This window comes from Bacillus sp. FSL K6-1560, from assembly GCF_038592935.1.
GTDB classification, from domain to species: Bacteria; Bacillota; Bacilli; order Bacillales; family Bacillaceae; genus Bacillus; species Bacillus subtilis.
Genome location: NZ_CP151946.1, coordinates 313,084 through 339,502, shown reverse-complemented (window position 1 = coordinate 339,502; position 26,419 = coordinate 313,084). Strand labels below are relative to the sequence as shown.

The 26,419-nt window shown below is 46.4% G+C and carries 24 protein-coding genes and 2 pseudogenes; 13 read left to right on the top strand and 13 right to left on the bottom strand.

The window, feature by feature from the left end:
- Window positions 1-67 precede the first annotated feature (67 nt).
- From cls (NYE22_RS01870) to NYE22_RS01860, 3 genes are all read left to right on the top strand, one after another.
- Window positions 68-1,264, top strand: coding sequence for a cardiolipin synthase (cls, locus tag NYE22_RS01870; RefSeq protein ID WP_049140954.1), 1,197 nt, complete (start codon window positions 68-70; stop codon window positions 1,262-1,264).
- A gap of 12 nt (window positions 1,265-1,276) precedes the next feature.
- Entirely contained in the window at window positions 1,277-2,239 is a 963-nt protein-coding gene (uvsE, locus tag NYE22_RS01865) for a UV DNA damage repair endonuclease UvsE (protein ID WP_032727054.1), read from the top strand.
- An 80-nt stretch (window positions 2,240-2,319) separates the two neighbouring features.
- Window positions 2,320-2,592 (top strand): hypothetical protein, encoded by a 273-nt coding sequence (locus tag NYE22_RS01860; RefSeq protein WP_003227597.1) that lies wholly within the window; start codon window positions 2,320-2,322, stop codon window positions 2,590-2,592.
- Window positions 2,593-2,633: 41 nt separating this feature from the next.
- Here the strand turns inward: NYE22_RS01860 and NYE22_RS01855 are convergent, their stop codons facing one another.
- From NYE22_RS01855 to arfM, 9 genes and pseudogenes are all read right to left on the bottom strand, one after another.
- Window positions 2,634-3,158: a dihydrofolate reductase family protein gene (locus NYE22_RS01855; RefSeq protein ID WP_014481206.1), complete on the bottom strand. Its 525-nt coding sequence runs from the start codon at window positions 3,156-3,158 to the stop codon at window positions 2,634-2,636.
- Between the two features lie 9 nt (window positions 3,159-3,167).
- A complete protein-coding gene (locus NYE22_RS01850) occupies window positions 3,168-4,895 on the bottom strand; it encodes an ABC transporter ATP-binding protein (RefSeq protein ID WP_087614766.1) in 1,728 nt (575 codons plus the stop codon).
- An 88-nt stretch (window positions 4,896-4,983) separates the two neighbouring features.
- A complete protein-coding gene (cls, locus tag NYE22_RS01845) occupies window positions 4,984-6,486 on the bottom strand; it encodes a cardiolipin synthase (RefSeq protein WP_021480827.1) in 1,503 nt (500 codons plus the stop codon).
- A gap of 130 nt (window positions 6,487-6,616) precedes the next feature.
- Window positions 6,617-6,825 (bottom strand): annotated as a pseudogene (locus NYE22_RS01840) (YitT family protein); the annotation flags it as partial.
- A gap of 157 nt (window positions 6,826-6,982) precedes the next feature.
- Complete coding sequence (narI, locus tag NYE22_RS01835) at window positions 6,983-7,654, bottom strand: respiratory nitrate reductase subunit gamma (protein ID WP_003242665.1); 672 nt, start codon at window positions 7,652-7,654, stop codon at window positions 6,983-6,985.
- Window positions 7,651-8,205: a nitrate reductase molybdenum cofactor assembly chaperone gene (gene narJ, locus NYE22_RS01830; RefSeq protein ID WP_342412258.1), complete on the bottom strand. Its 555-nt coding sequence runs from the start codon at window positions 8,203-8,205 to the stop codon at window positions 7,651-7,653. The genes narI and narJ overlap by 4 nt, the downstream gene beginning before the upstream one ends.
- Before the next feature lie 25 nt (window positions 8,206-8,230).
- Window positions 8,231-9,694 (bottom strand): nitrate reductase subunit beta, encoded by a 1,464-nt coding sequence (narH, locus tag NYE22_RS01825; protein WP_032727059.1) that lies wholly within the window; start codon window positions 9,692-9,694, stop codon window positions 8,231-8,233.
- The gene (locus NYE22_RS01820) at window positions 9,684-13,370 is read right to left on the bottom strand and encodes a nitrate reductase subunit alpha (RefSeq protein ID WP_049140950.1); all 3,687 of its coding nucleotides are present in this window, start codon (window positions 13,368-13,370) and stop codon (window positions 9,684-9,686) included. The genes narH and NYE22_RS01820 overlap by 11 nt, the downstream gene beginning before the upstream one ends.
- Before the next feature lie 193 nt (window positions 13,371-13,563).
- Entirely contained in the window at window positions 13,564-14,040 is a 477-nt protein-coding gene (gene arfM / locus NYE22_RS01815) for a Crp/Fnr family transcriptional regulator ArfM (protein ID WP_342412257.1), read from the bottom strand.
- Between the two features lie 143 nt (window positions 14,041-14,183).
- Between arfM and NYE22_RS01810 the strand changes: the two genes are divergently transcribed.
- The gene (locus tag NYE22_RS01810) at window positions 14,184-14,903 is read left to right on the top strand and encodes a YwiC-like family protein (protein WP_342412256.1); all 720 of its coding nucleotides are present in this window, start codon (window positions 14,184-14,186) and stop codon (window positions 14,901-14,903) included.
- A 31-nt stretch (window positions 14,904-14,934) separates the two neighbouring features.
- On the opposite strand, the gene fnr is transcribed toward NYE22_RS01810, so the two are convergent.
- The 4 genes from fnr to NYE22_RS01790 all read right to left on the bottom strand — a co-directional run bounded on the left by fnr (window position 14,935) and on the right by NYE22_RS01790 (window position 19,168).
- On the bottom strand, window positions 14,935-15,651 hold the full coding sequence (fnr, locus tag NYE22_RS01805; protein ID WP_014481215.1) for a fumarate/nitrate reduction transcriptional regulator Fnr: 717 nt from the start codon (window positions 15,649-15,651) through the stop codon (window positions 14,935-14,937).
- Between the two features lie 98 nt (window positions 15,652-15,749).
- A complete protein-coding gene (gene narK / locus NYE22_RS01800) occupies window positions 15,750-16,937 on the bottom strand; it encodes a nitrate transporter NarK (protein WP_342412255.1) in 1,188 nt (395 codons plus the stop codon).
- Between the two features lie 135 nt (window positions 16,938-17,072).
- Entirely contained in the window at window positions 17,073-18,743 is a 1,671-nt protein-coding gene (gene argS, locus NYE22_RS01795) for an arginine--tRNA ligase (RefSeq protein ID WP_015250994.1), read from the bottom strand.
- The gene (locus NYE22_RS01790; RefSeq protein WP_003243604.1) at window positions 18,740-19,168 is read right to left on the bottom strand and encodes a DUF1934 domain-containing protein; all 429 of its coding nucleotides are present in this window, start codon (window positions 19,166-19,168) and stop codon (window positions 18,740-18,742) included. The genes argS and NYE22_RS01790 overlap by 4 nt, the downstream gene beginning before the upstream one ends.
- Window positions 19,169-19,479: 311 nt before the next feature.
- Between NYE22_RS01790 and sboA the strand changes: the two genes are divergently transcribed.
- The 9 genes and pseudogenes from sboA (at window position 19,480) to albG (ending at window position 26,416) form a co-directional block, all read left to right on the top strand.
- On the top strand, window positions 19,480-19,611 hold the full coding sequence (gene sboA / locus NYE22_RS01785) for a subtilosin A (protein WP_003222002.1): 132 nt from the start codon (window positions 19,480-19,482) through the stop codon (window positions 19,609-19,611).
- Window positions 19,568-19,720, top strand: coding sequence for a bacteriocin-like protein SboX (gene sboX, locus NYE22_RS01780; protein WP_010886632.1), 153 nt, complete (start codon window positions 19,568-19,570; stop codon window positions 19,718-19,720). The genes sboA and sboX overlap by 44 nt, the downstream gene beginning before the upstream one ends.
- A gap of 24 nt (window positions 19,721-19,744) precedes the next feature.
- A pseudogene (gene albA / locus NYE22_RS01775) lies at window positions 19,745-21,090 on the top strand (subtilosin maturase AlbA).
- 12 nt (window positions 21,091-21,102) lie between these two features.
- Entirely contained in the window at window positions 21,103-21,264 is a 162-nt protein-coding gene (albB, locus tag NYE22_RS01770) for an antilisterial bacteriocin subtilosin biosynthesis protein AlbB (protein WP_003222006.1), read from the top strand.
- Window positions 21,261-21,980, top strand: a complete 720-nt coding sequence (locus NYE22_RS01765) for an ABC transporter ATP-binding protein (RefSeq protein WP_342412254.1) — start codon at window positions 21,261-21,263, stop codon at window positions 21,978-21,980. The genes albB and NYE22_RS01765 overlap by 4 nt, the downstream gene beginning before the upstream one ends.
- Complete coding sequence (gene albD, locus NYE22_RS01760; protein ID WP_120027588.1) at window positions 21,973-23,283, top strand: antilisterial bacteriocin subtilosin biosynthesis protein AlbD; 1,311 nt, start codon at window positions 21,973-21,975, stop codon at window positions 23,281-23,283. The genes NYE22_RS01765 and albD overlap by 8 nt, the downstream gene beginning before the upstream one ends.
- A complete protein-coding gene (gene albE, locus NYE22_RS01755) occupies window positions 23,273-24,433 on the top strand; it encodes an antilisterial bacteriocin subtilosin biosynthesis protein AlbE (protein WP_077671151.1) in 1,161 nt (386 codons plus the stop codon). Before albD ends, albE begins: the two co-directional genes overlap by 11 nt.
- A 4-nt stretch (window positions 24,434-24,437) precedes the next feature.
- Window positions 24,438-25,718 (top strand): pitrilysin family protein, encoded by a 1,281-nt coding sequence (locus NYE22_RS01750; RefSeq protein ID WP_077670955.1) that lies wholly within the window; start codon window positions 24,438-24,440, stop codon window positions 25,716-25,718.
- Window positions 25,715-26,416, top strand: a complete 702-nt coding sequence (albG, locus tag NYE22_RS01745) for an antilisterial bacteriocin subtilosin biosynthesis protein AlbG (RefSeq protein ID WP_077670954.1) — start codon at window positions 25,715-25,717, stop codon at window positions 26,414-26,416. The genes NYE22_RS01750 and albG overlap by 4 nt, the downstream gene beginning before the upstream one ends.
- The last annotated feature ends 3 nt before the right edge of the window (window positions 26,417-26,419 follow it).

Sequence of the window (26,419 nt, the reverse complement as noted above, 5' to 3'; positions counted from 1 at the left end):
TGTTCAGTCAATAATTAAATTCCTGCTGTTCGGGCACACTACCTTTACTACGGAAAGGAGTGCCGGTATGAAGGTATTTATCGTGATTATGATCATTGTCGTTATTTTCTTTGCCTTGATTCTGCTTGATATCTTCATGGGCCGTGCCGGATACAGAAAAAAGGCGTACGAGCCTGTTTTTTCAAAAAAGAAGAGTGACATCGAATTGATCCACTGCGGCGCTGATCTCGTTGAGCGGATGATGAATGATATTCGCCAGGCCGCCTCTTCTGTTCACATGATGTTTTTTATTATGAAAAATGATGAGGTCAGCCACAATATGTATACCTTGCTGAAAACAAAAGCCCAAGCTGGCGTCTCCGTTTATTTGCTTCTGGATTGGGCTGGCTGCCGGGCAATTAAAAAAACGGCGCTGCAGACGATGAAAAATGCCGGCGTCCATGTCCATGTGATGAATCGTCCCCGTTTTCCTTTTTTCTTTTTTCACATGCAAAAACGGAATCACCGGAAGATTACGGTGATAGACGGAAAAATCGGTTATATCGGCGGGTTTAACATCGCCGAAGAATATCTTGGAAAGAAGGCGAAGTTCGGCAATTGGGAGGATTATCATCTGCGCATGATGGGAGAAGGCGTACATGATCTTCAAACGCTTTTTGCTTCTGATCTAAAACGAAATACCGGAATCCAACTGGGTTCGGATGTTTGGCCAAAGCTTCAGCAAGGGACTATTTCTCACAAGATATATGCGACCGACGGTTATTCCCTTGAAAACAAATACTTGGCCAATATTGCCCAAGCGAAGAATCGCCTTACGGTTTGCACGCCTTATTACATTCCATCAAAACCGCTTCAAGAGGCCCTTATTAACGCAAGAAAAAACGGCGTATCCGTGAGAATCATTGTACCGATGAAATCAGACCATCCGCTGGTACGAGAAGCTGCTTTTACGTATTATTCGGAGCTCTTGGATGCCGGCTGTCTTATTTATCGTTATTATCAAGGGTTTTATCATGTAAAAGCCCTCATCATAGACGACGATCTCAGCATTATCGGAACAGCCAACTTCGATAAACGAAGCCTGTTTTTAAATGAAGAGGTGAATGTCGAAATTGATGACGAAGCGTTTACAAGTGAAGTCTATGCCACGATTGAGGAGGATATGAAAAAGTCGGAGCGGCTGACGATGGAGGATTTCAGCAAGCGCACATTCAGGCAGCGCCCGGCGGAATGGCTCGGCAGGGCATTATCTTATTTCTTATAAAGGAGAGTTCCTATGATTTTCAGATTCGGGTTCGTTTCAAATGCGATGAGCCTTTGGGATGCGTCTCCCGCTAAAACATTGACATTCGCGCGTTATTCAAAGCTTTCAAAGACTGAAAGAAAAGAAGCGCTTCTGACTGTGACAAAAGCCAATTTGCGCAATACGATGAGAACCCTTCACTATATCATCGGACACGGCATCCCTTTGTACCGTTTTTCCAGTTCGATTGTGCCGCTGGCTACGCATCCCGACGTGATGTGGGATTTTGTAACACCGTTTCAAAAAGAGTTTCGGGAGATTGGAGAGCTTGTTAAAACCCATCAACTGCGAACAAGCTTTCATCCAAATCAATTCACTCTGTTTACGAGCCCGAAGGAATCCCTCACAAAAAATGCGGTAACCGATATGGCGTATCACTACCGCATGCTTGAAGCCATGGGCATTGCTGATCGCTCCGTTATCAACATTCATATTGGCGGCGCTTACGGAAATAAAGACACCGCCACTGCGCAATTTCATCAAAATATAAAACAGCTGCCGCAGGAGATCAAAAAGCGGATGACACTTGAAAATGATGATAAAACATATACAACGGAAGAAACGCTTCAGGTCTGTGAGCAGGAGGATGTTCCGTTTGTCTTTGACTTTCATCATTTTTACGCCAATCCAGACGATCACGCCGACCTGAATGTAGCACTGCCCCGCATGATCAAAACGTGGGAGCGGATCGGCCTTCAGCCAAAGGTTCACTTGTCTTCCCCAAAATCGGAGCAAGCGATACGCAGCCATGCCGATTATGTTGACGCCAACTTTTTGCTGCCGCTGTTGGAACGCTTTAGGCAATGGGGAACGAATATTGATTTCATGATTGAAGCAAAGCAGAAAGACAAGGCGCTTCTCCGCTTGATGGATGAATTAAGCTCCATCCGCGGTGTCAAACGCATCGGGGGCGGTGCGCTGCAATGGAAATCATAAATGTGCAAAAATAGGTTTACGACTTGTCAGCTTTGGGAACTTAGGCTATATAAGACAACAATCGATGGAGGAGAAAGATCATGAAAAATATCAAGTCTCTGAAAGTAGCCGCACAGGCCTTTACTTTAAGAAATTTGATTCATCTTTATAAAATGTGCCATTCCGGAAGCCACGAGGTTTATATTTATTCAAAGAAAACGATGTGCAAAATCAAAAGCTTAATTGAGCTTGAAACGTTCCGCATGGCTCATAATGAAAAGGAATATCTGATCGTAGTTGAAGGAACAAAAGCATCACAGCTCATTGAAAAATTCCAAAATCTCATCGAGCCTGCTGAGAGAGAAGCGCTCTAACTTACATACAAAAAAGGATAGACATCTGTCTATCCTTTTTCTTATGCTCTTACATAATGGAGCTGAACCGCTTGTCCAAATTGTTTTGTCCCTTTTAACCGCAGTTTTGTTTCATTTGTTAGTTCGTGAAACAGCGGGATGCCGCTTCCTAAAACGACGGGAATAACAGTGATGATGAATTCGTCGATGGCATCTTCTTTCATAAAGTCATTCACAAGCTCTGCCCCGCCAGCTATCCAGATGTTTGAGCCTTTTTCCTGTTTCAAACGGGCAGTGAAGGCTCTGGCTCCCTCATTGATAAACGTCACATGTTCATCTTGATAACTGTCGGGCGATCCTGTAAAAACATAGCAGGTTTTATCCTGATATGGGAAAACCGGTGTTAGCACTTTAACGTGCTCATATGTGCCCCGCCCTAGAATGACTGTATCAACAGTCTGATAAAAATCACTGTAGCCGTTGTCACCTTCACCTTCAAATTCATCCAGCCAATCGATGCTTCCATCTTCTTTTGCGATCATCCCATCCAATGAAACAGCAATGTACAGCACAGTTTTTCTTTCCATGTTCTCCTCCTATCGCTGCACAATTTGCCCGAATTGCGCTTGATGCAGCCTGCTGTATAGGCCTCCGGCTTCGATCAGGTCTTGATGACGGCCTTGTTCTTCAATACCGTTGTTTGTGACAACTACAATTCTGTCCGCGTCTTTGATAGTCGCCAGCCTGTGGGCGATGACAAGCGTCGTGCGCCCCTCAGACAACTCTTGAAGCGCCTTTTGGATCGCCGCTTCCGTCTCTGTATCAAGGGCTGAGGTGGCTTCGTCGAGAATCAAGATCGACGGATTTTTCAAGAACATCCTTGCAATTGACAGACGCTGTTTTTGCCCGCCGGAAAGCTTCACGCCGCGTTCGCCAATCATAGTATCCAACCCATCGGGCATGTTATGGACGAGCTCTTCCAGATGCGCCTGCTTCACAGCTTGCCAAATGTCTTCTTCTGATGCGCCTAGTCGGCCGTAGGCGATATTTTCTCTAAGCGTGCCCGAGAATAAGAAAACGTCCTGCTGCACGACGCCAATCTGCCCGCGCAACGAAGAAAGCGTCATGTCTTTTATACTGATCCCGTCAATCGTAATGTAGCCCTCCGATGCTTCATAAAAACGCGGAAGCAGACTGCAAAGCGTTGATTTCCCCGCACCTGACGGACCGACGAACGCCACCGTTTCCCCCGCTTGAATGGATAGGTTGATGTCATTGAGGACATTGTGATGGCCATCATAGCCAAACGAAACATGTTTATAGCGGATATTGCCCTTCAGGCCGGAAACATCTCTCGCATCAGGTGAATCCTGAATGTCCGGCTCTGTCTCCATGAGCTCCATATAGCTTTTGAAACCCGCGATCCCCCTCGGATACATTTCGATAATGGCATTAATTTTGTCAATAGGCCTGAACAGCACATTTGTCAGGAGCACAAACGCCACGAATTCCCCGTACGATAAGGAGCCGCGAATGACAAACCACGTCCCGCACAAAAGAACAAACAGCGTGACAAACCGTGTCAGCATATAGCTGATTGACCCGTTTTTCGCCATGATTTTGTAGGAAGAAAGCTTTGTTGCACGGAAACGCTGGTTGTTGACGGCGAAGCGTTCTTTTTCAAACGCTTCATTTCCGAACGCCTGCACAAGCCGGATGCCGCCGATGTTATTTTCTACACGCGCGCTGAAGTCTCCGATATCCTTGTTCAGCGTGGTAAATGCTTTGGTCATTTTTTTGTTGAAATAAAGCGCTAGCCAAATGACGATCGGCATAATGATAAACGTTAATAAAGCAAGCTGCCAGTTAATAAACAGCATCACTCCGAACGCCCCGAGAATGGTCATGACCGCAATGAATAAGTCTTCCGGTCCGTGATGGGCGACTTCACCGATATACATTAAATCGTTCGTGAGCTTCGACATCAGCGTTCCCGTCTTGTTGTTGTCGTAAAATTTGAACGAGAGCTTTTGCAAATGGTCAAAAAGTGACTTTCTCATATCAGTCTCAATATTGATACCAAGCATGTGTCCCCAGTAGGTCACGATATACTGAAGAGCCGAGCTGAGCGCGTACACCGCAAATAACCCGATTGAGGTCGCGATGATCAGCCCCCAGTCCCTGCCCGGCAGCAAGGTATCAATAAAATAATTGACGATCAAAGGAAAACTCAGCTCCATTAAACCTCCCGCGATTGCTGAGAAAAAGTCGAGAAAGAACAACGTTTTATATGGTTTATAATATGAAAAAAATTGCCGCAGCACCCTATCTTCCCCCAATGTATAAATAACTGATAATATTTCTCAATTATACTATACACGGGCTGTTTTGAAAGATCAGATTTCTTTTTTCTTACAGAACACCTGAAAACAGGCGGGCAAATGACTCTTTTGTCCGGTCAGCCACGCCTCTTTTATAAAAGCCGACAGGGCTGAGCTTTTCACTTTCCTGCATATCCTCTTCAAAATGGATCTCAAGGGTTCGGATCGCTTCGGCATCCGTGAAGAACACATTCACTTCAAAGTTGAGCTGAAAGCTGCGCATGTCCATATTCGCGGTGCCGACGGAGGCGAGATCACCATCAATGATCATGACTTTTTGATGCATGAAGCCTTTTTGGTAGGAGTACACTTCAATGCCCTCAAGAAGCAGCTCCGGGAAATAGGACCTCGACGCGTATTGGGTCAAAAAGCTGTCGTTCTTCTCCGGCACCATAACCCTTACCTCTACCCCCTTTGTCGCCGCTGCTTTTAGCGCCGTGCGAATGGATTCATTGGGGACAAAATAGGGCGTGGCGATCCATATTGATTTCTGCGCTGAAGAAATCATTTCATAATAAAGGTCGCTCATGCTTTCCTTCATGTCAGGGCCTGTCGCGACAATTTGATAAATGCCTCCTCCTTCCACAGGAACCGGGGTATTGTACTCCTCTTGATCAATTAGCACTTCATTGGAGACGTATTCCCAATCCAGCATAAAGATAGCGTGGAGCGTTTGCACAATTTCCCCCTCAAGCCGCAGGTGTGTATCTCTCCAAAATCCGATGTACGGATCTCTGCTGATATATTCCTTCCCAACATTTAATCCGCCCACAAAACCGGTTTTCCCATCGATGATCACGATTTTCCGGTGATTTCTGAAATTCAGCTTCTGGTTGAAAAACCCGTATTTCAGCGGAGAAAACGGGACGATGTCCACCCCCGCTTGTTTCATTCTCATAATATCTCTTCTTGCCAGCTTCATGCTTCCTGCCGCATCGTATAAAAACCTCACCTCGACACCCTGGCGCGCTTTCTCCATCATAATATCCATCATGCCGCGTCCGAGCATGTCTGATTTAAACATGTAGTATTCAATATGTATGTAAGATTCCGCTTTTCTCATTGCTTTGAAAATGTCCGGGAAGGTTTCTTCGCCGTTTTTCAGCACTTTGATGTTGCTTTTCGTATTGATATTCATATGGGCAGCCCTGATGGAATAGGTAAAGAACCTCTCTTGATTGTCCTTCAGCCCTGTCACTTCGGGCGTTTCCTCCTTGTCAAACAGCTTCCTGAGCTTTTCCCTGTTGTACATTCGTTTTGTCTTAAACAGCTTTCCCTTTACATAAAGCTGTCCCGAAAACAGATAAAACACGTAGCCGGCGATTGGAAAAAAGACAAGAATATGGATCCATAGCAGCGTGTGCTGCGAGGTGCGGTTTTCAAGAATTAATGAATAGATGCTGAACAAAATAATGCTTATATAGCAAAGCAATCCTCCGTAAAACTCAAGTCTGGAAACCGGAAAAAACCAAATGACATATGCCCCGATGAGCATCATATATAAAAAGAAAAATTCCAGTCTCCTTTTCAGCATCCTGATTCTCTCCAATCTGATTCAATTACCTCTGTATTACCTCTTTTTTCTAATCGATAAACCTTGTAAGTAAAAAACCTCTCTGCCAAAAGAGGAGAGGTTTAGTGAAAACTAACTGTCAAGGAATTCATCCGCATCGTTTCTGCAGAAATAAAGCAAGACTATTGGCAACGCCGAGTGAAGCCTGATGCTACAACATGGGTGGCAGGCCGAACCCGCTGAGCACTCCGGCAAGCGCCGAAAAAGAGGCGGCGCTGTGACTGCAAATACGGTGGATAGAGTGAATTTGATACCCATTCTGATGAGAGAAAATATATAAAACGGGAAATTGATCAGAAAGATATAAGGAGTTAGTCAGGCTGAGTCATAATCTGCTGTTCCGCCGGTTTAAAATGAATAAAATCCTTGATGTTATTTCCAAATACAAACACAACAGGATTCCCGGCCGCCCAGCCATTACCTTGGCAGAAAAAACCCCCTCTTGCAAGGGGGATTTTCACGAGCGTTTCCGATATACAACGTAGCTGCGGGTCAGATACTTGAGCGGCAGACTGAACACATGAACCAATCTCGTAAACGGCCACAGGATAAAAACGACGTATCCTATCACAATATGAAACTTAAACCATAGCGGGACACTCTCCATCAAAGAGGCATCAGGCCTGAACAAAACGATTTCCCTGAACCAGGGCCCGACTGTGGTCCGGTAATCGAAGCCTTTCGAATCAATGTTGAGAAACGTGGCCGCAACGCCTGACAGCATCATGAACAGCAGCAGGAGGAGCGTAAGGATATCGGATGGCGAGCTCGTTTTGCGGATTCTTTTGTCAAACAGCCTTCTGTACGTCAGGATGACAAGTCCGGTACATGCCGCAATGCCCGCCGGCAAGCCAGCGCCAATCGCCATTTTGTGATACATATGCTCTGAAATGCCAAGGGAAGCATACACGCCTTCCGGGATCAGAATCCCCATGACATGCCCGCCGACAACGCACAGCAGTCCCCAGTGAAAAAGTGTGCTGCCCGCCGCAAGTTTTTTCTTTTCTAACAGCTCGCTTGATTTCGCCGTCCAGCCAAATTGGTCATGCTGGTAGCGGTAAATATGGCCGCCGATAAAGATCGTCAATACAATGTATGGCATAATACCCCAGAGGATCTGCCCGCTCATGCCTGAACAGCCCCTTCAACGCTTTCACGTACGCCGATGTTTTCAAGCGCGGCCAGCAGCACGTGCAGCAGTTCAGCGTATATACTGTCATTTTTTTCGAGACGGGATGCCAGCTCCCTCACATTGGACAGATATTTCTCAAACACGCTTCTCGCTGCTTCAATTTCTGCAGCCGCAGCAAATTCCAGCATCAGCGGCAGATAATCAGGCAGCTCTTTCTCTGTCGGCAGAAAACCGGATTGTTCGTATGCGTTTTTTAAATGCAGCAATTCAATGCCGCGTTCCCTTTGCTCGCCCGAGTTAAAGTAGGTGACATACATATTTGTTTTTTTCCCAAAGTCGAATGTATAGACATAGTGTTCAATCAGCGCTTCCGGTGAAAAGCTGGCTGACGCCTCGAAAAAGTGCAGCAGCTTCTTCCGGATTTGCCCGTTGCCGATTTCATGGATAAGAGCCTTCCATTCGGGAATCTCGGCTCTCCACTCTTCATCCGGATAAGAGAGAAGAGAGGAAAGAGCGGAGAACGTAATTTGCCGGTCTGTGGTGTTCATCTTGTTACACCTCATTTATCAAAAGTTAGAAACAGGAGCCGGGGCCGCCTGAAAATGATAAGCCGCAGCTCCCTTGTTCAGCATATAAATCTGAAACTTCTTCTCGATGACTGCTCGGTATCACAAAGCGGTCATCATATTTGGCAATCGCAAGCAGCCGATACATATCTTCAATTTGCTGTTCTGTTAAGCCGACACTGGAGATCAGTTCCGGGTCGATTGATTTATTCGTCTGGATCGCTCTCATATACTGGCGCATGACAGACATTTTCTTTAACGTTGACCGAATATGATCCGTATCACCGGCTGTTAACAGCTGCGCCAAATAATCTATCGGGATTCTCATTTGGTCGATAGCCGGAAAAATATCTTCTGCGGATTGCCGGCTGCCTTTTCCTTCAAAGAGATTCATAATCGGACTGAGCGGCGGAATGTACCACACCATTGGCAGCGTGCGGTACTCTGGATGAAGCGGCAGCGCAATCTTCCAGTCAATGATCATTTTATAGATCGGCGATTGCTGCGCAGCCTCTATCCAATCAGACGGAATGCCTTGTTCTTTTGCCAGCTTGGCAACCTCAGGATCATTTGGGTCAAGAAAAACGTCCAATTGTGAATGGTAGAGATCCTTTTCATTTTCAACAGATGCCGCTTCCTCCACTTTGTCCGCGTCATACAGCATGACGCCGAGGTAGCGGATTCTGCCAACACACGTCTCAGAGCAGATGGTCGGCAGTCCCGCCTCCAAACGCGGAAAGCAGAGTGTGCATTTTTCCGCTTTGTTCGTTTGCCAGTTAAAATAGACTTTTTTATAAGGACAGGATGATACGCAATATCTCCATGAACGGCATGCGTTTTGATCCACAAGCACAATGCCGTCCTCCTCGCGTTTGTACATGGCGCCGGATGGACAGGATGATACGCACGCCGGGTTGATGCAGTGCTCGCAAATACGGGGCAAATACATCATAAAGACCTCATCGAATTCTGTTTTGATCGATTCCTCCATCTTTTGTACGTTGGGATCTTCAAGTCCCGTTATGTGGCCGCCCGCGAGATCATCCTCCCAGTTCGGTCCCCATTCGATATTCATAAAATCCCCCGTCAAGGACGATTTCGGGCGTGCTACCGGCTGGTGTTTTTTCTGCGGGCTATTCGTTAATGTTTCATAATCATAGTTCCAGGGCTCATAGTAATCATCAATCGACGGCTGATTCGGATTATAGAAAAGGCCTGCAAGCCGATTGGTTTTCGAGCCCGATTTCAGCTCGAGCTTTCCTTTTTTCAATGTCCAGCCGCCTTTATATTTGTCCTGGTCCTCCCATTGCTTCGGGTAGCCGATGCCCGGCTTTGTTTCTACATTATTGAAGTACATATATTCCGCACCGGAACGGTTTGTCCACGTGTTTTTGCAGGTGACGCTGCACGTGTGGCAGCCGATGCATTTATCCAAGTTCATGACCATACCGATTTGCGCTTTAATCTTCAAGCCAATCGACCTCCTTCAGCTTGCGGATGACGACGTTCAGGTCGCGCTGATTCCCCGTTGGACCGTAATAGTTAAAGCCGTAGCTGAGCTGGGCGTAGCCACCGATCATCTGTGTCGGCTTGACGTGAATCCTTGTCGGGCTGTTATGGGTGCCTCCGCGGTTATTCGTCAGCTTTGTTCCTGGCACGTTGATGTGGCGGTCCTGGGCATGGTGCATAAACGCCATTCCTTTAGGAATCCGATGAGACAAAACGGCTCTCGCGACGACAACACCATTTCGGTTAAAGCATTCAATCCAATCGTTGTCTTTGATATCCGTGTCCTCTGCATCATCTTTATTCATCCACACGGTTGGCCCGCCGCGGAACAGCGTCAGCATTGGCAGAGAATCAAAATACATGCTGTGGACAGACCATTTATTATGCGGCGTCAAATAATTGAGGACGATTTCTTTTCCCTCTTGATCAGGCCGCTTGCTCAGAAACGGGCGATGCTGGAGGATCGGTTTGAATGTCGCCATCGTTTCACCGAATTCCATCATCAGTTCATGATCGACATAATAGGATTGTCTGCCTGTCAGCGTCCGCCACGGAATTAATTTTTCAACATTCGTTGTAAACGGCGAATACCTGCGCCCTCCTTTTTCAGAGCCGGAAAACGCTGGAGACGTGATCACCGTTTTCGGCTGGGCTGTAATTTGTTCGAACGTAAAGCATTCTTCCTCGCGTTCTTCCGCCAGGTCTTTCAGCTTCAGGTTCGTGATGTTTTCAAGTGATTCCCATGCTTTGACGGCGACCTTTCCATTCGAAGTGGATGATAGGGTTAAAATCGCTTCTGCTGCCTGCTTTGCTTCACTTATATTTGGACATCCCTTTGCGACACTGTCCGAGGTGATTTCTCCCAATCTCTGTTTGAGTGATTCATATTCATCGGCTATTGACCAGCTCATCCCTTTTGTTCCGCTCGGCTTTAAAGCAACGTTCGGACCAAGTGCAGTCATTTTATGAAAAATGTGTTTGTAATCCCGTTCAACGACTTGGATGTTCGGCATCGTTTTTCCCGGAATGGCTTCACATTCGCCTTTGCTCCAGTCATTGATTTTGCCGAATGGCTGGGCCAATTCCTGCATGGTGTCATGGAGGAGCGGCGTCGCAACCACTTCTTTCACGGGCTCCATATCGACTTCTTCTGCCAGATCGGAAACGGCTTTTGACAGCGCCTTGAAAATATCCCAGTCTGACTTCGATTCCCACGGAGCCGAGATCGCAGGAGCAAATGGATGAATGAACGGATGCATATCTGTGCTGCTGAGATCGTGTTTTTCATACCATGTCGCCGCCGGCAGCACGATATCGGAATACAGCGCCGTACCGGCCATTCGGAAGTCAAGATTGATTAACAAGTCGAGCTTTCCTTCCGGCGCCTGCTCCCGCCATTTGATTTCTTCAGGGCGGATGCTGTCGCTGTCGTCATTCATCAAGCCGTTTGTCGTCCCTAACAAATGCTTGAGAAAATATTCATGCCCTTTTCCTGAGCTCGAGATCAGATTTGCCCGCCATACGAAGAGATTTCTTGGGAAATTCACTTCATTATCAGGATCTTCAATCGCGAATTTCAGTTTTTTCTCTTGGAGCTGTGAGGCCACGTACGCACCAACGTCTTCAGGTGTTTCTGCCCCTGCTTTTTCAGCTTCTTTATACAGATCGATGCCATTTTGATTGAAAGTCGGGTAAGACGGAAGCCACCCCAGCCGCGCGGCCAGCACATTGTAATCAGCGTGGTGCTTGTAGCGGGATGACGCAGCAATCGGCGATGCCAAATCACTGATCGGCTGGTCCTCATAACGCCACTGATCTGTCGCAAAGTAGAAAAATGAGGTGCCGTTTTGCAGCTTGGGCACGCCTTCCCAGTCCTTTGCAGTTGCAATGGTCTGCCACCCTTCAGCAGGTCGGAGCTTTTCCTGCCCCACGTAATGGGCCCAGCCTCCGCCGTTTACGCCTTGGGCGCCTACAAGTAAAACAAGATTTAACACCGCTCGGTAGATCGTGTCGGAGTTGAACCAGTGGTTAATGCCGGCCCCTACGATAATCATGGATCGGCCGTCTGTATCGATCGCATTTTGGGCAAACTCTCTGGCAATCTTAACGACAGCTTCTTTTTTGATTCCTGTCATTTGTTCCTGCCAGGCAGGCGTAAACGGCTCAGGATCATCATAGGAGACAGCCGATCGTTCGCCGATGCCCCGGTTCACGCCGTAGTTAGCCAGTATCAAGTCAAACACGGTCGTGATGTACGTTTCTTCACCGTTCAGGTTCATTTTTTTAATAGGAAGATCCCGCTCGAGCACTTTGTTTCCGTCATTTGAAAAATACGGGATGCGCACCGTGCCGATTTCGTCCTCTATTCCCAGCACAGAGAGACGGGGTTCAATCGGTTCCCCGGTTTCTTCATCAATCATGTGCAGGTTCCATTTCTGCTGCCCGTCCCAGCGCGATCCCATTGTCCCTTGGGGTATGGCAAATGAACTTGTTTGTTCATCCCAAACCGCAGGCTTCCACTGATCATGCTTTGTCTGCCGCCCGATGTCCTTCGCATGCAGAAACCGTCCCGCTGTGTATACGCCATTTTCTTTTGACAGGGTGACGAGAAATGGAAAATCAGTGTATTGCTTCGCGTACTCAATAAAACGTTCAGTTTCTTGGTTCACGTAAAATTCCTGCAGAATGACATGACCCATCGCCATCGCAAGTGCCCCGTCAGTCCCTTGGCGAATACTCAGCCAGTCATCCGCGAACTTTGAGGATTCCGCAAAATCCGGACTGATCGAAATGACCTTAGCGCCTTTATAGCGGGCCTCCGCCAAAAAATGCGCGTCAGGCGTTCTCGTTAACGGAACGTTGGAGCCCCATGTGATGATATAGCCGGAATTGTACCAATCACTGCTTTCCGGAACGTCCGTCTGGTCACCCCAAATTTGCGGGGATGCTGGTGGAAGATCCGCATACCAGTCATAAAAACTGAGCATAGGGCCTCCGATTAACGACATAAACCGGGAGCCTGATGCATGGCTGATCATGGACATGGCCGGAATCGGAGAAAAACCGACGTTTCGGTCAGGCCCATATTTCATCACTGTATACAGCAGAGAGGCTGAAATCAGCTTCAGCACCTCCGGCCATTCAGCGCGCACAAAACCGCCTTTCCCTCTCGCCTGTTTATAGGACTTCGCTTTTTCAGGGTTTTCGACGATCGATTTCCAGGCTTCCAATGGATTTTGATGTTCTTGCAGTGCCTCCCGCCATAAATTAATCAGTACACCGCGCACGTATGGATATTTCACACGCAGCGGGCTGTAGATATACCATGAAAAACTGGCCCCCCGCGGGCAGCCTCTCGGTTCAAAATCAGGCATATCCGGTCCTGTTGATGGATAATTCAAATTTTGCCCTTCCCACGTGACAATTCCGTTTTTTACATAAATATTCCAGCTGCAAGACCCTGTACAGTTAACGCCGTGGGTGGAGCGAACGACTTTGTCGTACTGCCATCTGTTTCTGTATACATTCTCCCAATCGCGATCCTCGCGGGTAGTTTGGCTATGTTTATTTGAATGGTGTTCGATAGGAGAGAAATAATTCAATCTCCTAAACAACGGACTCATTTTCTTTTTCTTCATGAGAGTTCACTCCTTCCGAGTCAGGTGATGCTAAGTTCACTATAAACAGAGACAGCGTGTTTCCTTGTGAACTATGTCACACACTCTGCTTTTTTCACAAAATGTTCACACAAAGGAGAAGGAAGGCTGCGTTCAGGCAGGACGCTTGGGTCATTAGCCGCCTTTCATTCAAAGACAAAAAAACCGGCTCTATTTAAGAACCGGGCTCAGCGTTTTCATCCTGTGATGTATGCAGATACCGCAAAAATAATTGATAGGAACAAAAAACATTTTGCTGAAGCATAGCCAAAAAGTTCATTTGCAGCTGCGGATGAAAAGACATCATTTTCTTAAATATGTAATATGGGATGTTGAGAATCAGAATGTCTGAAGTGGCATTGACTGAGATAAAGGGCGATAAATAAAGCCCGCCTTTTTCATCAATCGGAAACACATCGCCTTTTTCCCACAGCGCAACGGTTTTCGACCCTTCAGGGAGCCTGCTGTCCACGAAACGGACACTGCCTTTTAATACAATATAGACAGATTGAGAATGAAGAAAAGATGGAGACTGATCACATGAGCCGCGGATAAACGTGCCGTTTTTCAGCAAGGTTTCGACAATGGATAGAGGCACTTCATTAAACATAGGAAGTTGTTTCAGAAATAATAAATAGTCACACTGATTCATAGGAAAACCTCCTGTGCTAAGGATAGCTTTAGTGTAGCTCGACTGAGCCTGTACAGCAGTGATGTATTTCACAGCCTGTATGATGAATGTCACTTATCAGGAGGGTGACTGCATTTATAATGAAAGAAAAAAGGAGGATTTCGATGAAGGCGCTGATTCCGAAGCAGCACGGCGCGTGGGCGATGCTGCTGATCCCATTTTTACTCGGCATGGTCAAGGGAGGCCCCGTTATTTGGCATATTCCGCTCTTCCTAGGCTGGCTTTTCCTATACTTAGCGGTTTATCCCGTTACGCTTGCCTTAAAAAAGAAACAAAGCAAACAATATCAAAAGTGGATGTGTTATTACGGATTTCCCGCCTGCTGCTTTTTGATGTTCTCGGTCTTTCATAAGCCGCCTCTCATCTGGGTGGGCGTTTCTTTACTGCCGCTGTTTCTCATACATATGTATTTTGCCCGCAGAAAAAACGAACGAGCCCTATTGAATGATGTTGCAGGTGTCTTGTTCTTTTGTTCGGGCGGGTTTGCGAGCTGCTGGCTGGGGATGGGAACCCTCGACGGCTGGGCTTGGTTTATTTTCTTGCAGTCTGCTTTATTTTTTATCGGGAGTTCCTTTTATGTGAAATCGGTGATTCGTGAAAGAAAAAACAGGACATTTGCATACTGGTCATGGGGATATCACCTGCTGCTCCCCTTTTTATCCGCTCTTTTCGGAGCAGGATGGGCGTTTCTCGCTTTTATCCCGAGCAGCTTGCGGGCATGGTTTTTTCATGGAAGAGATTGGCCCGTAAAAACGATTGGCATTCTGGAAATCGTGAATGCCTGCTTCTTTTTTGCCGTCATGTGCCTCTTTATGACAAGGTAAAAAAACAAGGACACCGCTGTCCTTGTTTTTTTCAGTCAATATTGCAAATCTCCAGCGGGCAATTTTCACACTCAATCTCACATCGTAAATAGTCCCGCTTGTGTAAAATAATTTTTCCGGATTCGTCTATCGAAATAACCCCTTTTTTGCGAAGATCTCCCAGCATACGGTTGATGCTTTCCCGTGCAGCCGCACAAAACTTTGCCAAATCCTGATTTGTCAGGACAATGTTAATCAGAATGCCGTCGCTTCGCTCCACTCCGTAGCTGTTTGATAAGCGGATAAGGGTAGAATAGAGCGCCCCCTTTTTGCCATGAAGAAGCAGATCCCTGATTTTGGACTGAATCTTCCGGAGGTGCGTGCTCATCCATTTCATGAACTCAAATGTCAAAGCGCCGTTTTGGATTAATTCTTTTTCCAGCTTATTTTTATTAATGACGAGCACCTCGCCATCCTCTAGCACTTTTGCACTGAGCATATACCTTGGTTCTTCAGTGAAAAGTGTTAATTCTCCGACGATATCATGCTTTTGGCAGATTCTAAGCGTCAGGTCTTTTCCATCAGATGTCAGCTTGCCGATTTCAATGAGTCCTGATTGAATCAGATAAAGCTCTTCTGCATCCATTCCTTCTCGAAACAAATACGTGTGTTTTTCCATTTTTCTTTTCGTGCTGATCGATTCCAGCAATTCATGCAGATCGCTGGAAATAAGATCACTATCAGATGGTCGAACAGAGAGAAAATTCATGAGCTCACCTCGAAGAAAGTCACGTTGTGTGTTTATTGTAACGTGAATTGATTTGTACCCATCGAGAAAAAACTAACAATCTTGTGAATGCCCCAGTGTTAGTTGATGCTCTGGCTGTTTCTCTCCGTGTGTGTTTTCATTCTTTCCTGCCAATACATCCATATGACAAGGACAAAGCTGGCTAACGCCACCTCTGAAAGCGCCATAAACCCAATCGAGTACTGGCCTGTTGCCTGAAACACACTCGCCAATATGAGCGGAGGAAAAAAGCCGCCTAATCCGCCCATGGCAGACACAATCCCATTGGCAATCCCCGCTTGCTTCGAAAAATAGAATGGCACCAGTTTAAAAACAGTCCCGTTTCCTATGCCTGAGCTGACGGCCACGGTTAATGATCCAAACGTATAAAGGCCAATTGTCGGCGAGAACGATAGGATAATGCCTGATAATGTAAGCCCGGCAAAAACAAACATTAAGATGCGGAGCGGGCTCATTTTATCAGCCAGGAATCCGCCCGCAGGCCTGAGCAGCGTAGAAACCGCAATAAAGCCAGCCGTCCGCAAGCCGGCATCTGCAGGATTCAGCCCAAAATGCTCGACCAGAAAGTTCGGCAGATAGATAGTGAAGGCGACAAAGGCACCGAACGTAATAAAATAAAACAGGCTCAGAAACCATAGCACATGATTTCGGTAAACGGCTTTGATTTGAGTCTTAACAGAAACTTTGACCTTCTTCTCATGCCTGTCGCCGAACAAAACGTGCAGTAAGGCAAAGACAGCCAGCAAAACCAGATACATCTGCACGGTTGATTTCCACCCGACGGCTTGAGCGATAACCGGCGCTGCAAATGTCGTAACGGCTGTCCCGATATTTCCTGCACCGTAAATCCCATTGACGACACCGTGCTTTTCTTTCGGATAATATTTCGGGAGGGAGGTCACTCCAATGGAAAACACCGCTCCCCCGATCCCTAAGAAAAAGCCGCCTGCGATTAAATCAAACAGAGAGTCCGCGATACTGATCCAAAATACAGGAAATAAAAGCAGGATGAAGCTGACCATAAACATGAGCCGCGCGCCAAACCTGTTCGTTAAATACCCTAAAGGAATGCGGAGAAGCGACCCGAGGATCACAGGAATCGCCGTCACCAAAGAAATCTCGCCCTTGCTTAAATGAATATCTAATGTGATTTGGGAAATGAGTGATGAAATCAGCACCCAAACCATAAACCCTGCCACCAAGCTTAATGACTGTAACGATAATTGAATGTGTTGACGGTTGATCATTTGGCTTGCCCCTTTCAATGATTCAATAATCAGTCTTATCATACAAAAACTCGCCAAACAGGATTGTGAATTACATCACACGTTTTTCTCATAAAAAAAGGACAAAGCCCGAAGACTTTGTCCTTTTGATCGTGATTACATTTTTTCCGGAGCCGATACGCCGATCAGCTGAAGCGCATTGTTCAGCGTAATTTGCGTTGCCTTCATTAAAGCCAGGCGCGCGCGGCTTTTCTCTTCATTTTCAGGGTCGATGACTTTCTCTGCGTTGTAGAAGCTGTGCAGAGCAGAAGCCAGATCATAAATATAGTTTGTGACACGGTGCGGAATTCGTTTTTCCGCTGCTTCCGCCACTGCCTCTGGGAAGCCGCCGATCGTTTTCAGCAGATCGTATTCTTTTTCTGATTGAATATGGCTGAAATCAAGATCTGCCGCCGGTTTAAGTCCCTGCTCTTCCCCTTGGCGAAGCATGCTGCAAATACGGGCATGCGCGTATTGTGCATAATACACAGGGTTTTCGTTAGATGTTGATACAGCAAGATCTAAGTCAAAATCCATATGGGTGTCCGCACTTCGCATTGCAAAGAAGTAACGAACAGCATCCAAGCCGACTTCTTCAATCAGGTCACGCATCGTTACGGCTTTACCGGTCCGTTTGCTCATTTTCATTTTCTCGCCGTTTTTGTAAAGGTGAACGAGCTGAATGATTTCTACTTCAAGCGTTCCTTTTTCATAGCCCAGTGCTTCGATTGCCGCTTTCATACGCGGGATGTAGCCGTGGTGATCGGCGCCCCAAACATTGATCAGCTTATCAAAGCCGCGGTCAAGCTTGTCCTTATGGTACGCGATATCAGGAAGCAGGTACGTGTACGTGCCGTCCTTCTTGATCAATACGCGGTCTTTATCATCGCCGAACGTCGTGGAACGGAACCACGTCGCGCCGTCTTCTTCATAGACATGGCCTTTTTCGCGGAGCGCTTCAAGCGCCGTGTCGATTTTTCCATTTTGGTACAGTGAAGTTTCGGAATACCACACATCAAACGGCACACGGAAGTTTTCCAAGTCCTTGCGAAGCTTGTCCAGCTCGTATTTCAGGCCGTATTCACGGAAAAACGCGAGGCGTTCACTTTCCTCTTCGTTAACGAAACGGTCACCGTATTCCTCAGCGAGACGCTTTCCGATCGCAATGATATCCTCGCCGCGGTAGCCATCCTCCGGCATCGGTTTTTCCAATCCGAGCGCTTCAAAGTAACGGACTTCAACAGAAAGCGCCAGATTGTTGATTTGGTTTCCCGCATCGTTAATGTAGTATTCGCGGCTTACATCGTAACCCGCTTTTGAAAGCACGTTGCACAAGGAATCGCCGACAGCCGCCCCGCGCGCATGCCCGAGGTGAAGGTCTCCCGTCGGATTCGCTGATACGAATTCTACCTGAACTCGTTCACCGTTTCCGATGTTCGTTTCCCCGTATGCTTCCCCTGCTTCCAGTACAGACGGAATCAGCTTTGTTAAATATTGATTGTTCATATAGAAATTGATAAAACCCGGGCCGGCGATATCCAGTTTTTCAATCGAAGCCTTTCCTTTATCAAAATGAGCGACAATCTCTTCAGCGATTTGGCGCGGCGCTTTTTTTGCGACTCTTGCCAGCTGCATCGCCATATTCGTTGAGTAGTCGCCGTGTGTTTTATCTTTCGGTGTTTCTAAAACAACATTGGGGATCTGGCTTTCTTCAGCCAGTCCCGCTTTCAGAACGGCCGCTTTGATTTCTTCTTTCAGCACGTCCTTCATTTGTTCCGCAATGTTCATGCGTGAGTTCCTCCCTCATACGTGATCGTCATATTATGTAAATGCTCCTGCTCGTCTCCGACATGCATGTCATATGCGATGCTGATACGGCCTTTTTCTTCATCGAGATCAGATTGAATCGATTTTGTGCTTGTTTTCAGCTCAAGCTCACCAAATGACATTTTATATTTAGCAATTGTGGAAGCTCCCGTTACGAAACGCTGATTCATTTTGACAGCGCCTGACCTCATGACCAGGACTTCGCCTTCGCTTACTTTCACAATCGTTTTGACTTTGCCTAAGTCGTGTTCTTCATAATAAGATAGATACACTTTATTTTGTTTTACATAGTAAAATCCGGTGGTGCGGAATTCGATGACTTCTTGGTTTCCGTCATCCTCGATCACAGACTTCACATGGAGTGTTATCGGTGTCTCTTGCTTCATTCTGACACGTCCTTTTCATCATTCCACTTTGACTTGAATAGTATAATCATTCGGTTTGTAAACTTCAACTGCTTCTATCTTACCATCATTGCTCATCAGATTTGAAGATAAACCTCATAAAAAGCATTTCCTTATATAGAAGAGAAAATCATATCACTAATTACCTTTAGGAAATGTTACATTTTTCCGAAATCTATCATTTCCTTTTCACATTTTTTTCAAATTATATGTATTGAATTAGTAATTTGATAGTTTTAAGATAAAAGTACAACTAGATCTGCTAGAAAAACAAAAAAAGGGAGGATTCAATTATGAAAAAAGCTGTCATTGTAGAAAACAAAGGTTGTGCAACATGCTCGATCGGAGCCGCTTGTCTAGTAGACGGTCCTATCCCTGATTTTGAAATTGCCGGTGCAACAGGTCTATTCGGTCTATGGGGGTAAGGATCTCCCAAAAGGGCATAGTCATTCTACTATGCCCTTTTTAAGTAAATTACAATTTTTAACTAAAATCTACCTCTTGGATATACATACACAACCGTTTTTCATTTGAATCATATGTATAGGGGATGGTATTTTGTTTATAGAGCAGATGTTTCCATTTATTAATGAAAGTGTAAGAGTTCACCAGCTTCCTGAGGGCGGCGTGTTAGAAATCGACTACTTGCGCGATAATGTCTCCATTTCTGACTTTGAGTATTTGGATCTCAACAAAACGGCTTACGAGCTCTGCATGCGCATGGATGGCCAAAAAACAGCTGAGCAGATTTTAGCTGAGCAATGTGCAGTGTATGATGAATCACCGGAAGACCATAAAGATTGGTATTACGACATGCTCAACATGCTCCAGAACAAGCAGGTTATTCAGCTTGGAAACCGGGCCAGCCGCCATACAATCACCACGAGCGGAAGCAATGAATTTCCGATGCCGCTCCACGCCACCTTTGAACTGACGCACCGCTGTAATTTGAAATGCGCCCACTGTTATTTGGAAAGCTCACCTGAAGCGCTCGGCACCGTGTCGATTGAGCAATTCAAAAAAACGGCTGATATGCTGTTTGATAACGGTGTATTGACATGCGAAATCACAGGCGGAGAAATTTTTGTCCATCCAAACGCCAATGAGATTCTTGACTATGTGTGTAAAAAGTTCAAAAAAGTCGCTGTCTTAACAAACGGAACACTCATGCGAAAAGAGAGTTTGGAGCTTTTGAAGGCTTACAAGCAAAAAATCATCGTCGGCATTTCTCTTGATAGTGTCAATTCTGAGGTCCATGACTCCTTTAGAGGGAGAAAAGGCTCTTTTGCCCAAACTTGTAAAACGATAAAATTGTTGAGTGACCACGGTATATTTGTCAGAGTCGCCATGTCTGTCTTCGAAAAAAACATGTGGGAAATCCACGATATGGCCCAAAAGGTTCGGGATCTCGGGGCGAAGGCGTTCTCTTACAATTGGGTTGACGATTTCGGAAGAGGCAGGGATATTGTCCATCCAACGAAGACGCCGAGCAGCACCGCAAGTTTATGGAATACGAGCAAAATGTGATTGATGAGTTTAAAGATCTGATTCCGATTATTCCTTATGAGAGAAAACGCGCGGCAAATTGCGGCGCTGGCTGGAAGTCCATTGTGATCAGCCCGTTCGGCGAAGTACGTCCTTGCGCCCTCTTTCCAAAGGAATTTTCATTGGGAAATATTTTTCATGATTCCTATGAAAGCATCTTTAACTCCCCTCTCGTCCATAAACTGTGGCAAACGCAAGCGCCGCGGTTCAGCGAACATTGCATGAAAGACAAATGCCCGTTCAGCGGCTATTGCGGAGGCTGTTACTTAAAAGGGCTGAACTCTAACAAATATCACCGAAAAAACATTTGCTCTTGGGCGAAAAATGAACAATTAGAAGACGTGGTCCAGCTTATTTAGGAGGGAAACGATTTGTCACCAGCACAAAGAAGAATTTTACTGTATATCCTTTCATTTATCTTTGTCATCGGCGCAGTCGTCTATTTTGTCAAAAGCGATTATCTGTTTACGCTGATTTTCATTGCCATTGCCATTCTGTTCGGGATGCGCGCGCGGAAGGCTGACTCGCGATGAGCATTTTGGATATACACGATGTATCCGTTTGGTATGAACGGGACAACGTCATCTTAGAACAAGTGGATTTACATTTAGAAAAAGGCGCCGTTTACGGGTTGCTTGGGGTAAACGGCGCCGGAAAAACGACACTGATTAATACGCTGACAGGCGTGAACCGCAATTTCAGCGGGCGCTTTACACTGTGCGGAATTGAAGCGGAGGCCGGCATGCCGCAGAAAACATCAGATCAGCTGAAGACTCACCGTTACTTCGCCGCCGATTACCCGCTGCTATTTACAGAAATTACGGCGAAGGACTATGTGTCTTTCGTCCATTCGCTTTATCAAAAGGATTTTTCAGAGCAGCAGTTTGCCAGTTTGGCCGAGGCCTTTCATTTTTCGAAATACACCAACAGGAGAATTTCGGAGCTGTCCTTGGGGAACAGGCAAAAGGTTGTATTGATGACAGGCTTATTGCTGCGCGCTCCCCTGTTTATTTTGGATGAGCCGCTCGTCGGTTTGGATGTGGAATCGATAGAGGTTTTTTATCAGAAAATGCGCGAGTACTGTGAAGCAGGCGGGACCATTTTGTTTTCTTCTCATCTGCTCGATGTCGTGCAAAGATTTTGTGATTATGCGGCTATTCTTCACAACAAACAGATCCAAAAGGTCATTTCGATTGGAGAGGAGACCGATCTGCGGCGGGAATTTTTCGAGGTGATCGGCCATGAATAACATAATCCCCATCATGTCTTTGCTGTTCAAACAGCTTTACAGCCGGCAAGGGAAAAAGGACGCCATCCGCATTGCCGCAGGCCTTGTCATTCTGGCCGTGTTTGAAATCGGGCTGATCCGCCAGGCCGGCATTGATGAATCGGTGTTGCGCAAAACGTATATCATACTCGCGCTTCTTTTGATGAACACATATATGGTGTTTCTTTCCGTGACATCTCAATGGAAGGAATCTTATATGAAACTGAGCTGCCTGCTGCCGATTTCTTCACGGAGCTTTTGGCTCGCCCAGAGTGTCGTTTTGTTTGTCGATACCTGTTTGAGAAGAACTTTATTCTTTTTTATTTTACCGCTGTTCTTATTTGGAAACGGAACGCTGTCAGGGGCGCAAACATTGTTTTGGCTCGGCAGGTTTTCGTTTTTTACCGTTTACTCCATTATTTTCGGAGTTGTGCTAAGCAACCACTTCGTCAAAAAGAAGAACTTGATGTTTCTGCTGCATGCGGCGATATTCGCCTGTGTATGTCTCAGCGCCGCTTTGATGCCGGCCACCACGCTTCCGCTTTGCGCGGTTCATATGCTGTGGGCGGTGATCATTGACTTTCCTGTCTTTCTGCAGGCGCCTCCGCAGCAGGGCAAGATGCATTCATTTATGCGGCGATCTGAATTTTCGTTTTACAAAAGAGAATGGAACCGATTTATCTCTTCTAAAGCGATGCTGTTAAATTACGCGGTAATGGCGGTATTCAGCGGCTTCTTTTCGTTCCAGATGATGAACACCGGCATCTTCAATCAGCAAGTGATTTATATCGTGATTTCCGCGCTTTTGCTCATCTGCTCGCCGATCGCCCTTTTGTACTCGATTGAAAAAAATGACCGGATGTTGCTCATCACGCTTCCGATCAAGCGGAAAACGATGTTTTGGGCGAAATATCGCTTTTATTCAGGCCTATTGGCAGGCGGATTTCTCCTTGTCGTGATGATTGTGGGTTTCATCAGCGGCCGTCCGATTTCAGTTCTCACTTTTTTGCAGTGCATTGAGTTGCTGCTGGCGGGAGCTTTTATCAGGTTAACTGCGGATGAAAAAAGGCCCTCCTTCAGCTGGCAGACGGAGCAGCAGCTATGGAGCGGTTTCTCAAAATATCGGTCTTATCTGTTTTGTCTTCCCCTATTCTTAGCCACATTAGCCGGCACCGCTGTATCCTTGGCGGTCATTCCGATAGCCGGTCTGGTCATAGTCTATTACCTGCAAAAACAGGATGGTGGTTTCTTTGATACAAGCAAAAGAGAACGGCTTGGAAGTTAACCTGCTGAAGACTCATCAATTTTCAACTATATCAATCGCCGCGAGCTTTCTGAAACCGATCGAAAGCGCGGCGGAACCTGAGGAAGAAACAATTTATTTTTACGGCGCCGCCGCGTACCTGAAGGAGCAAATCATTGACGCTTTCGGTTGTGCTGCTGGCAGCCGTTTCATGTACTCAGCGAATCTCTTTTTTGATCAGCAGCTGAAAACCTGCGGGACCCGTTTGATTCACCCATTATATAACGGGAATCTTCATGTTGACGCCCTGCTGAAAACTTTTGCAGACTTGTCTTTCCCTTCTTCTCTTTCATTCGAAGCAGTTGAAAAGGCCAGGAATGAGCTGCTGCTGAGAATCGAAAAGAAATTCACTGATCCTTTCTCCTACTCGGCGGCGCGCTTGGCTGAGGAGGTCTTCGGAAACCCGATGTACGGCACAGGCATGTTTGGCCGGAGAGACAGGATAAAGGCGATTCATCCTAAACGGTTTCTCGACGCAACGGACTTTATCGTTGATTTAGTGTCCCAGCAAAAACAGCTGAACATATTGGGACAAGTACAAGCATGTGATGTTCGGGGACATGCCCCGCAAACGTCCGCTGTAACGTCCGGAAGAATACCCGTAAACCGGCATGTTTTTGAAACAGAGACACGCAGTGCTGCAGGTCCTTCCGTCTTGACACTCGGATTTGACTGCGGAGAGATGAAAGATGCCAGCGATTATATCAAAATACAGCTAATAGACGGATTACTGGGAAAGTACGGCCATTCCGCTTTATTCAAGCACTTCAGAGAGAAGGATCTGGCAGTCTATCACGTTATCACCCGTTACGATGTCATGAACAATTTGCTGCTTGTTTCAATATGTACAGATCAGCTTCATGAGAAAGACATTCCCCCGCGCGTTTTGGAAGCTGTCTCAGCTTTTCATACAGATGAGCGGGAACTAGAACAGGCAAAGCAGTTTTTACGCAATGAATTGCTGCTGCAATTCGATTCTCCCGAAGGTCTATTGGCCTATATGGGGATCCTGCGCCGCTTCTCCTGCACGAAAGAAGCCTTGCTGGATGGCATCTCAGCGGTTACATGCCGTGATGTATTGCAATTCATAGCGACCATCAATTATATCGGAGCTCATGTAGTAAGGGGATGAAGAGATGGAAAAGAAAGCCTTTTTTCAACAGCTGGATGAACGAACCGATATCAGATACACAGACAGCGGACTAAAAATATTCAGATTGAAATTCCCCCGCGCCCACCTGCGGCTGTGCAATGTAAAAATCGATTTTGGAAGCCGGGATGTATGTATACGGGCAGAATCCGGTGATACACTGCTTCCGTATGGCACAGCGCATTTTTTAGAGCATCTTCTCTTCTGGCATAACGGCCGCAATCTGTACAGTGATTTTTTTGCGCATGGCGCGCTTTTAAACGCATTCACTACCTACACCGATACCAATTTCATGTTTACCTCATTACCGGATCGGCTCAGACAAACGATTCCCATCCTGCTTGATGCTTTATGGAACCACTCATTTGACAAGAAGATTGTCGCTCAGGAAAAAGCTGTGATTACAAGCGAAATTCAAACAGCACACCTTAACCATCAGCTCTCATATCATTATCAGCTGATCAGCATGCTTTCTCCCTCCTCACCAGCTGCCGTTTTCCCCGCAGGCAGAATCGAAGATATTGAGGCGCTGGACATCAATGATTTACAAAAAGCCTATAAGGCTGCCTACCAAGCCCATCGGATGACACTGTTTTTGATTGGGGGCTCAGAAAATACAGAAACGCTTTTGCCTCCTCACCTCCAGCTGGAAAAGCGTCCGGATTATCATGCTGAAAGAAAAATCATCCCGGCATGCCCTCCAGCCCTCTCACAAAAAATGGTGCTGGGTGATGAGGTGCGGATGGAAGATACCTGGACCGGATTACAGATCGGCGCACTTCCCGGGCAAAACGATCTGTTGTCGATAAAGCTTTATTGGGATATCGCGGCTCGTATTCTATTTCAATTAGATTCACCGTTTTTTCAAGAGATTCAGCAAACGTACCGTCTGGAAATCGATCGCTTGTCAGCCGAGACTTATATATATGAGGATGGCGGTTTCTTGATCCTTCACAGTCAAGGGACCCATTCTTCAGCTTATATCGATGTGGCTTCATACTATGTCACACAGAAGAAAGAACAGGTTGCCGCCTGGCTTCAATACGGCAAGGACTCTTTGACAGACGCGATCATTTATGACAGCGATTATGTGCGTAAATGCTTCGAATGGGCAGCCGAGTGTGACAGGTGCGATTGCTCGTTTCTTGACATGTACCACATCATTCAAAGTATGGATGCGCAGGTTTTCTTGTCTCTCATTGATGCAATTGCATCTTCTAACAAAGCGATCATTCACGTTTCTCAGAAAGAGGCGATCAGACAATGAAAAAAAACACTGTCTTTACCCTTTTATTGCTGCTTATAGGTATGGCGGCTTATTCCTTCGGCTGGGTTCAGGCCTTTGCCGAAGCCGCCGCCCAATATGTACAGATGATCAACAATGATGCTGTGCGGCTCGGACTGCTGGCTTGTACCGCTGCCCTCCTGATGCTGCCTGCTTTTCTCTATCTTCATTATGTCACCCAATCCGTGAAAAACATGACAGCAGCTTTTCAGAAACTCACACAGTCTCATCAAAGCTGCTGTGACTTTCAGCAACACAACTTGTGCAGCCGATATGCAGAAGACGTCAAATCGCTGCGTGACAGCTATAAAAACGTCCGCCAAACATACGTGATGGCTGCCGTGTTGTGCCAAGTCATCATATTCGGCTGCATGTTCGAAATCGTTAAAGCCGTCCCTTTCCGCCTTCATACGCCCCCTGCCCTTTCAATGGGACTTGCGATGCTACTGATCCTGTATTTATTGTTTTGCATGCGAACGTATTTGCGGCAGCTTTTCCGGCACGGCAGCCTGTTCAGAAAAGTGTTTGCGGGAGTGCTGGCAGCAGCCGGGATTTGGTGGATGCTCAGTTTCTCTATAAGTGAACTGCTGTTTCTGATTATCCTGGCTGCCATTCAGCAAATCGGATCATTTATTTATAAACGATTCTCTTATCGCAGCACCGCTTCTCTTGATCTATAAAAT